Origin of the sequence: Hymenobacter sp. 5317J-9 (genome assembly GCF_022921075.1) — a bacterium.
Classification (GTDB): Bacteria; Bacteroidota; Bacteroidia; order Cytophagales; family Hymenobacteraceae; genus Hymenobacter.
The window spans coordinates 2,406,977-2,420,311 of record NZ_CP095050.1 but is presented as its reverse complement, the minus strand read 5'-3'; the positions used below and the strand labels follow the sequence as shown (position 1 = coordinate 2,420,311).

The 13,335-nt window shown below is 60.4% G+C and carries 12 protein-coding genes and 1 pseudogene; 10 read left to right on the top strand and 3 right to left on the bottom strand.

From position 1 onward, the window contains the following. The first annotated feature begins 58 nt into the window (after positions 1-58). Together MUN81_RS10085 and MUN81_RS10080 are read left to right on the top strand one after the other, a co-directional pair. Entirely contained in the window at positions 59-520 is a 462-nt protein-coding gene (locus MUN81_RS10085; protein WP_190922157.1) for an energy transducer TonB, read from the top strand. A 97-nt stretch (positions 521-617) separates the two neighbouring features. Next, a complete protein-coding gene (locus tag MUN81_RS10080; RefSeq protein ID WP_245117169.1) occupies positions 618-1,244 on the top strand; it encodes a DUF5606 domain-containing protein in 627 nt (208 codons plus the stop codon). 71 nt (positions 1,245-1,315) lie between these two features. Here the strand turns inward: MUN81_RS10080 and fbp are convergent, their stop codons facing one another. Continuing rightward, positions 1,316-2,377 (bottom strand): class 1 fructose-bisphosphatase, encoded by a 1,062-nt coding sequence (gene fbp / locus MUN81_RS10075; protein ID WP_245117168.1) that lies wholly within the window; start codon positions 2,375-2,377, stop codon positions 1,316-1,318. Positions 2,378-2,810: 433 nt separating this feature from the next. On the opposite strand from fbp, the gene MUN81_RS10070 reads away from it, so the two are divergent. From MUN81_RS10070 to rsgA, 5 genes and pseudogenes are all read left to right on the top strand, one after another. Further along, positions 2,811-4,112: an aspartate kinase gene (locus MUN81_RS10070; RefSeq protein ID WP_245117167.1), complete on the top strand. Its 1,302-nt coding sequence runs from the start codon at positions 2,811-2,813 to the stop codon at positions 4,110-4,112. A gap of 91 nt (positions 4,113-4,203) precedes the next feature. Then, positions 4,204-4,977 carry an enoyl-CoA hydratase-related protein gene (locus tag MUN81_RS10065; RefSeq protein WP_245117166.1) on the top strand — a complete coding sequence of 258 codons (774 nt, stop codon included), beginning with the start codon at positions 4,204-4,206 and terminating at the stop codon, positions 4,975-4,977. A gap of 95 nt (positions 4,978-5,072) precedes the next feature. Then, positions 5,073-5,656: pseudogene (locus tag MUN81_RS10060) on the top strand (peroxiredoxin). Positions 5,657-5,702: 46 nt separating this feature from the next. Then, the gene (locus MUN81_RS10055) at positions 5,703-6,956 is read left to right on the top strand and encodes a glycosyltransferase N-terminal domain-containing protein (RefSeq protein ID WP_245117165.1); all 1,254 of its coding nucleotides are present in this window, start codon (positions 5,703-5,705) and stop codon (positions 6,954-6,956) included. Beyond that, positions 6,953-7,912: a ribosome small subunit-dependent GTPase A gene (gene rsgA, locus MUN81_RS10050; protein WP_245117164.1), complete on the top strand. Its 960-nt coding sequence runs from the start codon at positions 6,953-6,955 to the stop codon at positions 7,910-7,912. Before MUN81_RS10055 ends, rsgA begins: the two co-directional genes overlap by 4 nt. 88 nt (positions 7,913-8,000) lie before the next feature. Here the strand turns inward: rsgA and MUN81_RS10045 are convergent, their stop codons facing one another. Further along, positions 8,001-8,633, bottom strand: a complete 633-nt coding sequence (locus MUN81_RS10045; protein WP_245117163.1) for a fasciclin domain-containing protein — start codon at positions 8,631-8,633, stop codon at positions 8,001-8,003. A 174-nt stretch (positions 8,634-8,807) separates the two neighbouring features. Between MUN81_RS10045 and MUN81_RS10040 the strand changes: the two genes are divergently transcribed. Further along, complete coding sequence (locus tag MUN81_RS10040) at positions 8,808-9,269, top strand: peptidylprolyl isomerase (protein WP_245117162.1); 462 nt, start codon at positions 8,808-8,810, stop codon at positions 9,267-9,269. A gap of 139 nt (positions 9,270-9,408) precedes the next feature. Here MUN81_RS10040 and MUN81_RS10035 read toward each other — a convergent pair whose 3' ends face one another. Continuing rightward, on the bottom strand, positions 9,409-9,987 hold the full coding sequence (locus tag MUN81_RS10035) for a DUF3109 family protein (RefSeq protein ID WP_245117161.1): 579 nt from the start codon (positions 9,985-9,987) through the stop codon (positions 9,409-9,411). A 102-nt stretch (positions 9,988-10,089) separates the two neighbouring features. Here MUN81_RS10035 and MUN81_RS10030 point away from each other — a divergent pair, with 102 nt between their 5' ends. After that, on the top strand, positions 10,090-12,333 hold the full coding sequence (locus MUN81_RS10030) for a UvrD-helicase domain-containing protein (protein ID WP_245117160.1): 2,244 nt from the start codon (positions 10,090-10,092) through the stop codon (positions 12,331-12,333). Between the two features lie 209 nt (positions 12,334-12,542). Beyond that, the gene (locus MUN81_RS10025) at positions 12,543-13,265 is read left to right on the top strand and encodes a DUF4290 domain-containing protein (protein ID WP_245117159.1); all 723 of its coding nucleotides are present in this window, start codon (positions 12,543-12,545) and stop codon (positions 13,263-13,265) included. Positions 13,266-13,335 lie beyond the last annotated feature (70 nt).

The following is a 13,335-nucleotide window of genomic DNA, read 5'->3' as shown; positions in this document are numbered from 1 at the left end:
CGGGCTCGGGCCCGCGGTGGGCCTCACTCCTCTTGTTTCCCCGCCCCATTTTTTCATCATGACGAAAGCACGTTCCGTTTCGCAGCTGGCCCTGGGCCTGTTGCTGGCCGCGGCCGCCCCGGCCCTGGCCCAAACCACCCCCAACACCACCCCGGCGGGCCAGGCGCCCGGCGAAAAGGGCACCGGCATCGGCTCGGTGGGCAAGGCCATTCCCGTGGCTGAGTACTACGAAGGCGGCCAAGCCGCCATGTACGAGTTCATCGGCAAGGAGCTGAAGTACCCCGTGATGGCCAAGCGCAACCGCATCCAGGGCCAGTGCATCATCAGCTTTCAGCTGAACGCCGACGGCACCATGCAGGACATGCGCATTGTGAAGCAGCTGGGCGGTGGCACCGGCGAAGAAGCCCTGCGCGTGGTGCGTCTGCTCAAGTTCAAGAAGCCCGAGCTGCCCATTCGGGCCAGCCTGCCCATCGTGTTCAAGCTGGGCCAGACGGCCTCGAACGCGACGGATGCGCAATAGTTCGTAATTTTGGATGACCAATGAGAAAAGGAGAAGCCGGCGCCTGCGTCGGCTTTTTCTGCCTCATTGGTCATTTTCCCATTCATAATTCCCAAAAATGCCCTACGAATTGCAAGAGTTGGCCGCCATCAGCGGCATGCCCGGCCTGTACCGCTTGGTGCGCGCCGCCCGCCACGGCGTCCTGGTTGAGAGCCTCGACGAGAAAGCCACCCGGACGCTGGCCCCAGCTCGCAACAAAGTGTCGCTGCTGTCGGAAATCTCCATCTACACCCAGGACCCCGACCAGACTGTGCCGCTGACCGAGGTATTTGAGCGCATTTACCAGAAGCACGGCGCGGCCTCGCCCGTTACGGCCAAATCGAGCGAAGGCGAGCTGACCGATTTCCTGGCCGGCGTGATTCCCGACTATGACCGCGACCGGGTGTACCTGTCCGACATCAAGAAGCTGGCCACCTGGTACGGCATCGTGAGCAAGCACCGCCCCTACCAGGCCGCACCCGCTGCCGAAGCACCGACAACCGAAACCACTACTGAAACGCCGGCTGCTGACGCGGCTCCGGCCCCCAAAGCCAAGCGCAAATCGGCCAAAGCCGCCGAGGAGTCCACCGCCAGCGAGCCCCTGAGCACGGGCGGCGTGATTGGTGAAACCGACGCGGCCCCGACGGCCGCCGGCAACCCGGAAGCAACCACGCCCGCCAAGAAAAGCCGTAAAAAAGCGGAGTAGCACACAGCATTAGTCCAACAAAAAGGCCGCTCCCGAATAAGGGGCGGCCTTTTTGTTGGGGAAATGCGGGTTTATTTGACGGTGGTTGCTTTCTTGGGGGTAGGTTCAGGCGCCGGTTTGTGGTCGCAAGCCTCCTTGTCGTTGGCGATGAAGCTTTCGGCCTTTTCGACCAACTCTTTGCTGCCGATGAAGAAAGGGCAGCGCTCGTGCGGAATCTGAGGCTCGATTTCCATGGTGCGGCGCGTGCCGTTGGAGCTCTTGCCGCCGGCTTGCTCCACGATGAAGGCCAGCGGGTTGCACTCGTACATGAGGCGCAGCTTACCGCTCTTGTTTTTGGCGGTGGCGGGGTACACGTAGATGCCGCCCTTGAGCAGGTTGCGGTGGAAGTCGGCAACAAGCGAGCCGATGTAGCGGGCCGAGAACTGCTGGTCTTTGCAGTATTGCACGAAGGCGGCCACGCCGGGCGAGAACGAGTCGGAGCTGCCTTCGTTGATGGAGTAGATGGCGCCGGTTTGGGGGGTGATGATATCGGGGTGCGAGAGGAAGAATTCGCCCAGCGAGTGCTCGTAGGTGAAGCCGTTGACGCCGTTTCCGGTCGTGTACACCATCATGGTGCTGGAGCCGTAGATGACGTAGCCGGCGGCTACCTGGTGGGTGCCGGGCTGCAGGCAGTCGGCGGCGGTGCCTTCGCGGCCGGTGGGCGACACGCGGCGGTAGATGCTGAAGATGGTGCCGATGCTCACGTTGACGTCGATGTTGCTCGACCCGTCGAGCGGGTCGATGGCCACCACGTATTTGCCCTGGTTGTTGCCGGTCTGAATCATCTCGTCGTCTTCCTCCGAGATGATGGTGCACACCTCGCCGCCGTTGCGCAGGGCGCGAATGAAGCGGATGTTGGCAATGACGTCGAGCTTCTGCTGGTCTTCGCCCTGCACGTTCTGGCTGCCGTAGGCGCCGGCGATGTCGATGAGGCCGGAGCGGTTGATTTCGCGGTTGACGATTTTGGCGGCCAGCGCAATGTCGCGCAGCAGCTGCGAAAGCTCCCCCGTGGCGTAGGGAAAGTCCTCCTGCTTGCGCATAATGAAGCGGTCGAGGGTCGTGCCAACGGGCAGCGCCAGCTTGTTGTGGTCCATAAAAATAACGGGATGAAATGGCGGGAACGGGCAACAAAGCTACTCTAGCGGGAGCGAAGTTTTTAGGCTTCTGGCGCGGGTAAAAGGGCCTCGGAGTTGCGCAAACGTTAGCCCTGGCCGGGGCCGGTGGCGGCGGGCAGCGGTAGTGCGGCGGCGCATCCGGGGAGGCTGGCGCACTACCTTGAAACCGTGGCGGTACACCTAGAACTGTTGGCGGAACACCTCAAAGCCGTGGCGGAATCCCTCGACGGCGTGGCGGAGCCTCTCAACGATTTGGCGGAATACCCCAAAGCCGTGGCGGAGCACCTGAGACGCTGGCGGAACATCTCAACGGCTTGGCGGAACACCCGGACACGGTGGCGGAGCACCTCGAAGCCGTGGCGGAGGGCTCGGAAAACCGCATTTGCGGGCGGCGGCGCTACTTTTGGGACCTATGGAGAAAATACCGGGACTTGAGGTGTACAAATTCGGGGGGGCGTCGGTGAAGGACGCGGCGGCCATTCTCAACCTCTGCCGCATCGTGCGCGACTTTGGGCCGCAGGGGCCGCTGGTGGTGGTGGTGTCGGCGATGGGCAAGACGACCAATGCACTGGAGGAGATTTATGACTTGGCGTACCGGGGCGCGGATTACTCGGCGCAACTGGCGGCGGTGGAAGCGTATCATCAAAAAGTCAGCACAGACTTGAGCCACGCCTTACCCCATCCCGGGCTCGATGCATCAAAACCAGACCCAGGGTTGGAAAGTGGCTTTGATAGTTTGGCTTACAGTCTGCGGAATCTTTCCTCATCTAAAAGCTACGACGAAGGCTATGACCAAGTCGTAAGCTTTGGTGAATTCTTGTCTTGTTATTTAGTCTACCAAGCTTTAGCGGGGCATTTTGAAGAAAACGTGTACTCGCGAGCGGGACTAATCGTGACGGATAACACTTGGCGGGAAGGCAAGGTAAATTGGCAGGAAACGGAAAAACGCGCTCAGGCGGAGTTAACTCTTTTCCAGAACGGAGCCCGCATTGTAGTCACGGAAGGATTTACTGCTCAAGTGCTGAATAGCCACCGCACCACCACCCTGGGCCGCGAGGGCTCCGACTACACGGCCGCCATTCTGGCCTACTGCCTGCGGGCCGAGGCGGTAACCATCTGGAAGGACGTGGCGGGCCTGCTCAATGCCGACCCCAAGATTTTCCCGGACACGGTGCGCTACCCCGAAATCAGCTACCGCGAAACCATCGAAATGGCGTATTACGGTGCCTCGGTCATCCACCCCAAAACGCTGAAGCCGCTGGCTGACCGCAACATTCCGCTGCGCGTGAAGTCGTTTTTGGACCCGGCGGCCGCGGGCACGCTCATCCACGACTGCCAGCACCCGGCGCTGGCGCCCGCCTTCATCCGCAAGACGGACCAGTGCCTGCTCTCTTTCGCCAGCAAGGACTTTTCGTTTATCTCGGAGGAAAACCTGGCCGTGATTTTTGCGGCCCTGGCGCAGGCCAAGCTCAAGATTAACGTGATGCAGAACTCAGCCATCAGCTTCTCGGTGTGTACCGATTTTGTGGAGCGGCGCGTGCACCTGCTGCTCGATTTGCTGCGGGAGCAGTTCACGCTGCATTACAATACGGGCGTGCAGCTGTTCACCATCAAGAATTACGACGCGGCCAGCATTGCGCGCCTCACCGAAGGCAAGCGCCTGCTGCTGGAGCAGCGCACGCGCGGCACGTTTCAGTTTGTGTGCCAGGCGTAGCGTAGCGCGGACTTTGTAGTCCGCGTCCCCGCGCCGTTTTAATGCATCGTTCACCAACGCGGACTACAAAGTCCGCGCTACAACCCCACCCATGGACTTTCTCCTCATTACGCCCCAGGCGCGGCCCGGCGTGGCCCTTATTCAACTCAACCGGCCCAAAGAACTTAATGCCCTGAACGGGCAACTAATCCGTGAAATCCGCGACGCGCTTCAGATACTGGATGCTGATGATGCGGTGCGCGTGGTCATCATCACGGGCAGTGAGCGGGCGTTTGCGGCTGGGGCCGACATCAAGGAAATGGCCGGCAGGACGGCTGTGGACATGTTTCTCGACGACCGGTTTGCCACGCTGGAGCAGATTCGGCGGTTTCGCAAGCCGCTGATTGGGGCCGTGTCGGGCTTTGCGCTGGGCGGCGGCTGTGAGTTGGCCATGACCTGCGACATGTTGGTGGCATCGGAAACGGCGCAATTCGGGCAGCCCGAAATCCGACTGGGCACCATGCCCGGCGCGGGCGGCACCCAGCGCCTGGCCCGCGCCGTGGGCAAGGCCAAAGCCATGGAAATGGTGCTCACCGGCGAGTTCATCTCGGCTCAGGAGGCGCACCGCGTGGGGCTCGTCAACCGCGTAGTGCCCGTGGGCCAGTACCTGGAAGAAGCCTTCCGACTGGCGGCCAGCATCGCGGCCAAAAGCCCCGTGGCGGCTCGCCTAGCCAAAGAATCCATCAACCGCGTATTTGAAACGCACCTGGACGAAGGCCTGCACTTCGAGCGGAAGAACTTTTACCTCACCTTCGCTTCCGAAGACCAGAAGGAGGGCATGGCCGCTTTCGTGGAGAAGCGTCAGCCGGAATTTAAGGGCCGTTGAGGGTCTATTTAGAACGTCATGCAGAGCGCAGCGAAGCATGACGTTCTTTCATTTATTCCGTACAAGCTCCCATTATCCTAAATAAACCCAACCCAATGGCAGTACTCGTGGGCAAGCGCGCCCCTTCCTTTAAAGCCACCGCCGTGATTGACGGCACCTTCGAAGAGGAATTTTCGCTGGACCGCTACCTGGGCAAAAAGCACGTCCTGTTTTACTTCTACCCGGCCGATTTCAGCCGCGTGTGCCCCACTGAAATCCTGGCTTTTCAGGACCGGCTCGATGAGTTTGAGAAGCGCGGCGTGGCCGTGGTGGCCTGCTCCACCGATACCCAGTACGCCCACCTGGCCTGGCAGCTGATGCCACGCGACAAGGGCGGCATTTTTGGGGTGAAGTACCCCATGGTGGCCGATGCCACAAAAACCATCTCGGCCAACTACGACGTGCTGGGCGGCCACTACGACTACACCGAGGCCGGCGAAATGACCTACGTGGGCTCCCCCTCGCCTACCGCGGCTTGTTCCTTATTGACCGCGACGGCATCGTGCGGCATCAGCTCGTGAACGACCGGCCGCTGGGCCGCAGCCTCGCCGAATCCCTGCGCATCATTGACGCGCTTCAGCATTTCGAGAAAAACGGCGAGGCCTGCCCCGCCGACTGGGAACAAACCACCGAAGCCTAAAACGAGTCGGGCACTGACCTTGGGCACATTTGCGTAATTTTGAGGCTTGCTGTTTCTCTATAACATAGCCCTGGGCCTCTATGGCCTGCTGCTGCGCCTGCTGGCGCCGTTTGTGCCTAAGGCGGCGGCGTGGGTGGCCGGCCGCCGCGGCCTGCTGGCTCATATTCATCAGATGCTGGGCGCTGATAACGCCCCGCGGGTGTGGTTTCACTGCGCTTCGCTGGGCGAATTTGAGCAGGGCCGGCCGCTGCTGGAAGCCTACCGCAACGCCCATCCGGACGTGAAGCTGGTGCTCACCTTCTTCTCGCCTTCGGGCTACGAAATCCGCAAAAACTGGCCGGGGGCCGACTATATTTTCTACCTGCCGCTCGACACGCGCGCCAACGCCCGGGCTTTTGTCGACGCGGTGCAGCCCCGGTTGGTGGTGTTTGTGAAGTACGAATTCTGGTACCACTTTCTTACGGAAGCGCACCGGCGTGGCATTCCCGCCGTCGTGGTGTCGGCTATTTTTCGGCCGGAGCAGGTGTTTTTCCAGCCCTGGGGCGGCTTCTTTCGCCGCATTCTCACGCGCTTCGCCCACATTTTCACCCAGTCCGAACCTTCGGCGGCGTTGTTGCGCCAGCACGGCATCAGCCGGGTGAGCGTGGCCGGCGATACCCGCTTCGATACCGTGGTGGCCACGGCGGCGGCACCGCCTCGCTCGCTGCCACTAGTGGAAGCATTCGTGGCCGACGGTGCGCCGGTGCTGGTGGCCGGCAGCCTCTGGCCCGATGATTTGCCGACGCTGGCCCCGCTCCTGCGCGACTACGCCGGGCGGCTGCGCACCATCGTGGCCACCCACGAAATCGACGAGCCCACGCTGCAAACCGTGGAGAATGCCTTTCCAGGCCTGGTGGTACGATATTCGCAGGCTCAGCCCGCCACCGTGGCCCAGGCTCGGGTATTGCTCATCGACAACATTGGCCTGCTGAGCCAGCTCTACCGGTTCGGGCACTACGCTTACATCGGCGGGGCTTTCGGCAAGGGTCTGCATAACACCCTTGAGGCCGCGGCTTTCGGGCTGCCATTGTTTTTTGGGCCGAATTACAAGCGGTTTCAGGAAGCTGTGGACCTGGCGGAGCTGGGACTGGCTTTTCCGGTGGCCAATGCCGAGGAACTGGCCGCTCGGTTTGCGCCCATCTGGAACAGCGAAAAGCTGCGCCTGAGCCTGCAAGACCAACTGCTCGACTACGTGCACGGCCAGGCCGGCGCCACCCGTACCATCATGGCGGCCCTGCCCGGCCTCACCTTTGCCCAATGACCCCAGCGCATTCTTCCGAAGCCAGCCCGTTGCAGCGCGGCACCGTCATCAAATCGACGGGCTCGTGGTACGTCGTGCGCGGCGCCACGGGCCAGCTTTATCGCTGCCGGCTGCGGGGCAAATTCAAAATGAAAGGCCTGAAAGCCAGCAACCCGCTGGCCGTGGGCGACCAGGTCGATTTCAGCGTGGAGGCGCAGGCCGAAGGCGCGGGCGTTATCTCCCACATTGAGCCGCGCCGCAACTACATCGTGCGCCGCTCAGTGCACAAAACCGGCCACGTGCACATCGTGGCGGCCAATCTGGACCAGGCCATGCTGGTCGTCACGTTGGTATCGCCGGCCACCTCATTTGGGTTTATCGACCGGTTTCTGGTCACGGCCGAGGCTTACCACATTCCCGTCACGCTGCTGTTCAACAAAACCGACTTATACGACGAAGAAGGCTTCGAGTACCAGGCCGAAATTGCGGGCATGTACGCCAGCCTGGGCTACCCCAGCCGCACCTGTGCCGCCAGCATCGGCGAGGGCGTGGCCGAAATCGACCAATTATTGGAAGGAAAAGTGAGCCTGCTGGCCGGCCATTCGGGCGTGGGCAAAAGCACACTCATTAACGCCCTGGTGCCCGACCTGAGCCTGAAAACCGCCGAAATCAGCGAGTTTTCCGATAAGGGCGTGCACACCACCACCTTCGCCGAGATGCTGGAAGTGCGCCCCGGCACCTTCATCATCGACACGCCCGGCATTAAGGAGCTGGGCCTGGTAGACTTGCCGCCCGCCGAGCTGGCCGGTTATTTCCCCGAAATGCGCGCTCTGCTGGGCCAGTGCCGCTACCACAACTGTCAGCACACCCACGAGCCCGGCTGCGCCGTGCGCGAAGCCGTGGACCAGGGCCGCATCGCCCTCCCCCGCTACGACAGCTACCTGAGCATGCTCGCCGGCGAAGACAACCGGCATTAGCGCTGCGTTAAATAACAAATGAGGAATGAAGAATGACCGTCAGGGCCAATTCTTCATTCCTCATTTGTTATTTAACGCAGCAGGCGTTCTACTTAGCCAGAGGCAGCACCACGCCGTCGATGACGTGCGTTACGCCGTTGCTGGAAATGACGTCGGCAATCTGCACGGTAGCGGGCGCATCTTTGCCGTTGCTCACCATCACCTTGCCGTCTTTCACGGAGATGTGGAGCTTTTCGCCGTTCACGGTGGTCAGTTCCTGGCCATCCTTCAGGTCGGCGGCCACCAGGCGGCCGGGGATGACGTGGTAGGTGAGCACACCTTTTAGGTTTTCCTTGCTGGCGGGGTCCATCAGGCCGGCTAGGGCGCCCTTGGGCAGCTTGTCGAAGGCGGCATTGGTGGGGGCAAATACGGTGAAGGGGCCGGCGCCTTTCAAGGTCTCAACCAGGCCTGCCTGCTTCACAGCCGACACCAGGGTGCTCACGCTTTTAGCGCCCATGGCGTTGTCTACGATGTCTTTATCGGCCGTCATGGCCACGCCATCCACCATCACGCCGCCGGGCTTGGCCATGCGGGCCGAGTCGCCGGCCACGGCGGCTAGCGAGTCGGCGGGGTTGACGTTGCTGGCGGCCGTTTCGGTGGTGGCGGGCTTGTCGTTGCCGCAGCTGGCCATCAGCAGAGAGGTGGCCAGCGCGGCCAGCAGAGGAGCAAAATGTCTTTTCATGTAAACAGGTGTGTGAAAAAAATAGGATGGGTATATGCCAATGTGGCGTTTGCGCTTACGAAGAAACAACCCCACCCGGTTGTTTCGGTACTGGCCGGTTTTCTTACCTTCGCGGCCCCGCCGGCCAAAACCCCGGCGGCTTCACCCGAGTTTACCCGCTAAATCCGCATTCCCATGAAAACCGCAGAAATCCACACCAAAAAGGGTGTGATGAAGGTTGAGTTCTACGAGCAGGACGCTCCGAACACCGTCAAAAACTTCACCGACCTCGCCCAGAAAGGCTACTACGACGGCCTGAAATTCCACCGCGTCATCCCGAATTTCGTGATTCAGGGCGGCTGTCCCAACACCCGCGCCGGCGCCAAAGGCATGCCCGGCACCGGCGGCCCCGGCTACAAAATCGACTGCGAAACCAGCGGCGGCCACCAGTACCACGAGCGTGGCGCCCTGAGCATGGCCCACGCCGGCAAAAACACCGGCGGCTCGCAGTTCTTCATCGTGCACGACCGCCAAAACACCGCCCACCTCGACCGCGTGCACACCGTGTTTGGCAAAGTCGTGGAAGGCCTCGACGTCATCGACCAGATTCAGGCCAACGACGAAATTGAGAAGATTGTGGTGAAGGAAGAGGCGTAAGCTTACTTCACTCCCGAAAACAACAGAGCGTCATGCTGAGCTTGTCGAAGCATCTCTTCCAGGGAAGTAATTCAGTTACTCTCGCGGTAGAGATGCTTCGGCTGCGCTCAGTATGACGTTCTTATTTACAGCCTCCGCCTTATTTCTTCTCCGGCACCGGGTTCTCTATCTCCCGCACCAACTCCCCGTACCAGCCTTCGCCGTATTTGCGAATCAGCGGCTCCTTCAGGAACTGGTACACCTTCACGCCCAGCGAGCCGCCAAACGAGCACGCCGGGTTACAGATGCCCCACCGGTCGTAGTTCAGGGCATCGAACCCGTCGTACTTGGTGATGCGGATGGGGTACAGGTGACAGCTGATGGGCTTTTTAAACGTGGTGGCGCCCGCCAAGTAGGCCTGCTCAATGCCGCATTTCAGAATGCCGCGCTCGTCGTAGAGGGCGTAAGCGCACTCCTTGTCGTCAATGGTTGTTGTGCTGAAGTCTCCTTCCCAATCCTTGATGTAGAGGCCCTGGGCTTTGATGGCGGCCTTGCCGGCTTCGTTGAGAAACGGCTCAATGTTGGCGTATTCCTGCTCCAGAATGCGCAGCTCGGCTTCTTCGAGCGGCGCGCCGAGGTCGCCTTCCACGCAGCAGGCGCCTTTGCAGGCTTCGAGGTTGCAGACAAAAAAGTTGTCGGCGATGTCGTCGGAGATGACCGTTTCTTGAATAATAATCATTAGTACAAAGATAGCCCCGGCTGCGGGGCCTGAAATTCATTGGGCCCCCTCCCTAGCGGGCCGTATCTTTGTAAACCGCCCCCTAGGCGGCTTAATTCGCTGATGGCACTAGATTATCTTTCCCTCCTCAATGGCTCGCAGGCGGCCGCGGTGATGCAAACCGAAGGCCCGTGCATGATTATCGCGGGTGCCGGCTCGGGCAAAACCCGGGTGCTCACCTACCGCATTGCCAACCTGCTCGAAAAAGGCGTCGACCCGTTCAACATCCTCGCCCTCACCTTCACCAACAAGGCCGCCAAGGAGATGCGCGCCCGCGTGGAAAAAGTGGTGGGCCCCTCCGCCCGCAACCTGTGGATGGGTACCTTTCACTCAGTGTTTGCCAAAATTCTGCGCTCCGAAGCCGACAAGATTGGCTACCCGCGCAGCTTCACCATCTACGACACCCAGGATTCGAAAACCCTGATTGGGCAGATTGTGAAGGAGCTGGAGCTGGACGACAAGCTGTACAAGCCGAGCCTAGTGCTGGGCCGCATCTCGGCCGCCAAGAACAAGCTGATTTCGGTAAACCAGTACCTGCACGACCCCAACATCAAGGCCGACGACGAGGCGGCGCTCCGGCCCAAAATCGGGGTGCTGTACCAGCAGTACCAGCAGCGTTGCTTCAAGGCCGGCGCCATGGATTTCGACGATTTGCTCTTCAACACCAACGTGCTGTTTAAGGACCACGCCGATATTCTGAATAAATACCAGAATATGTTCCGGTTTGTGATGGTGGACGAGTATCAGGACACCAACTATTCGCAATATCTGATTACTCGCAAGCTGGCGGCTAAGGAGCGGAATATCTGCGTAGTGGGCGATGATGCGCAGAGCATTTACGCCTTCCGCGGCGCAGATATCAGCAACATTCTCAATTTTGAGAAAGACTATCCCGAATTGCAGGTATTTAAGCTGGAGCAGAATTACCGCTCTACGAAAAATATCGTGTGGGCCGCTAATTCGGTCATTAAAAACAACCAGGCCCAGCTGCGCAAAGACGTCTTTTCGGAAAACGAAGACGGCACCCTGATTGAAGTCATCAAAGCTGCTTCCGACAACGAGGAAGGCAAACTGGTGGCAAATTCCATCTTTGAAGACAAGATGAATGGCCACTTGTCGTACGACAATTTTGCCATTCTCTACCGCACCAACGCGCAAAGCCGCGCGATGGAAGAAGCCCTGCGGAAGCTAAACATCAAATACAAGATTGTTGGCGGCCTGAGCTTTTATCAGCGCAAGGAAATCAAGGACTTGGTAGCCTATTTGCGCCTCACCGTCAACCCAAACGACGAGCAGGCGCTGCGCCGGGTCATCAACTACCCCAAGCGCGGCATCGGCGACACCACCATCAGCAAGCTTATTACCACGGCTGAAGAGGCTAACCACACACTGTGGGAAGTGGTGGCGCACGCCGACCAGTTCATGCCGGCGCGCGTGGCCAACCCGGTGGTGGGCTTTGCCGAAAAAATCAAGAGCTACATCGTGGTAGCGGGCAAGGAAGACGCTTTTGAAGCCGCCAAGTTTATTGCCAAAAACTCGGGCATGCTGGAAGAGCTGTATGCCGACAAGAGCATTGAAGGCCTCTCCCGCTACGAAAACATGCAGGAGCTGCTCAACGGCATTAAGGAGTACGTGGACGACCCCGAGCGCGAGGACAAGAGCCTCGCCGCTTTCCTGCAGGACATTGCCCTCGTCACCGATTCCGACGTGAAGGACGCCCAGCAGGACGGCGAAGCCGTGACGCTGATGACCATTCACTCGGCCAAGGGCCTGGAATTCCGCAACGTGTACATCGTGGGCATGGAGGAAAACCTCTTCCCCAGCCAGATGATGATTACCTCGCGGGCCGACCTGGAGGAAGAGCGCCGGCTGTTCTATGTGGCCATCACGCGGGCTGAAAAGAAGCTGACGCTGAGCTACGCCACCTCGCGCTACCAGTGGGGCAACCTGCGCAGCTGCGAGAAAAGCCGTTTTCTGGACGAAATCGACCCACAGTACGTCAACTTCAAGTTTGCGGCCGGGCCGGGCGAAGCCTCCCCCTTTCAGCACGTATTTGAGCGCCGCTCGAACCTGATTCCGACCGCGCCCCGTAAAGTACAGGCCACGAAGTACGTGGCGCCGGCCGATTTTACGCCTTCCGACACGTCTAAGCTGCAAACCGGCCAGCGCGTGGAGCACGCCAAGTTCGGTTTTGGGGTGGTGAGCCAGCTCGAAACGCAGCAGGGCACTACCAAGGCCACCATCCAGTTCGAGGAAGTGGGCGAGAAAGTGCTGCTGCTGAGCTTCGCCAAGCTGCGGGTGCACTAGCGCGTGATTGTTGGCCGACGAGCATCGGTGAACGTCATGCTGAGCCGGTCGAAGCGTCTCTACCGCTTCGTTGCAACTTTTAACATTAGTTGCGCGGTAGAGACGCTTCGACCGGCTCAGCATGACGTGCTTTTCTGCATCGTCCCACCGTTCCTGCGCCTTATCTTTGGCCTGAAGCCTGCCCCGGGCGGCCTCCCCTACTGTTTCTTATGACCGATACTAATTCCCTGCCCTTCCACCTGCAGCTGCTGGTGCGCGAATACGGGCACAGCACCTACCAGCTCATTCAGGGCTTGGCCCAGATTGAGGACGTGGCCGAGCGCACCAAGCGCGCCGGGCAGATTGTGCAGCTCATGCTGCGCCTGCAGCCCGCCTTGCGCGAGCTGCCCGAAGTGCAAACCCGCCTTTGGAACCACCTGCACGCCATGGCGGGCGAGGAAGTGATCCTGGAGGCGCCCGTGCCCCTGCGCAGCCTCACGGTGCGCACCGAAAAGCCCGCCCGCGTGCCCTACCCGCGCACCTCGCCCAAGCTGCGCGCCTACGGCTCCGGCATTGAAGCCCTGATTGCGAAGGCGCTGACCATTGAAGACGCCGCCGAGCGCGAGCAGGCCACCGTGCAGATTGGCCGCACCATGAAGTTTCTGTACCGCCAGCACAACAAGGAAAACGCCAAGGACGTGACCATTCTGCGGCATCTGGGCGAGCTTTCGGGCGGGCAGCTCCGACTCGACCCGGCCGTGGTGGATGCCGAAAACCTGTTTGAAATGCCCGTGGGCCGCACGCCGGCTTTCATCGTGCCGCAGCCTTCGCAGCAGCGCGAAGGCCGCGACCGGCGCGAGGGCCGCGACAACCGCGGCAACAGCTTCGGGGGCAAGAATGGCAAAAAGCGCAAAAAAGGCCGCAGCCAGGAGCCCCAGCAGCCGCCTCAGTAACTTTATTTTTTACCCACTGTCATCCTGAGCGCAGCGAAGGACCTTATCACGCGAGAACAACTTGTTCATT

Coding starts and splice junctions, on each gene's coding strand:
- MUN81_RS10085 (WP_190922157.1), top strand. CDS start 59: ATGACGAAAGCACGTTCCGTTTCGCAGCTGGCCCTGGGCCTGTTGCTG.
- MUN81_RS10080 (WP_245117169.1), top strand. CDS start 618: ATGCCCTACGAATTGCAAGAGTTGGCCGCCATCAGCGGCATGCCCGGC.
- fbp (WP_245117168.1), bottom strand. CDS start 2,377: ATGGACCACAACAAGCTGGCGCTGCCCGTTGGCACGACCCTCGACCGC.
- MUN81_RS10070 (WP_245117167.1), top strand. CDS start 2,811: ATGGAGAAAATACCGGGACTTGAGGTGTACAAATTCGGGGGGGCGTCG.
- MUN81_RS10065 (WP_245117166.1), top strand. CDS start 4,204: ATGGACTTTCTCCTCATTACGCCCCAGGCGCGGCCCGGCGTGGCCCTT.
- rsgA (WP_245117164.1), top strand. CDS start 6,953: ATGACCCCAGCGCATTCTTCCGAAGCCAGCCCGTTGCAGCGCGGCACC.
- MUN81_RS10045 (WP_245117163.1), bottom strand. CDS start 8,633: ATGAAAAGACATTTTGCTCCTCTGCTGGCCGCGCTGGCCACCTCTCTG.
- MUN81_RS10040 (WP_245117162.1), top strand. CDS start 8,808: ATGAAAACCGCAGAAATCCACACCAAAAAGGGTGTGATGAAGGTTGAG.
- MUN81_RS10035 (WP_245117161.1), bottom strand. CDS start 9,987: ATGATTATTATTCAAGAAACGGTCATCTCCGACGACATCGCCGACAAC.
- MUN81_RS10030 (WP_245117160.1), top strand. CDS start 10,090: ATGGCACTAGATTATCTTTCCCTCCTCAATGGCTCGCAGGCGGCCGCG.
- MUN81_RS10025 (WP_245117159.1), top strand. CDS start 12,543: ATGACCGATACTAATTCCCTGCCCTTCCACCTGCAGCTGCTGGTGCGC.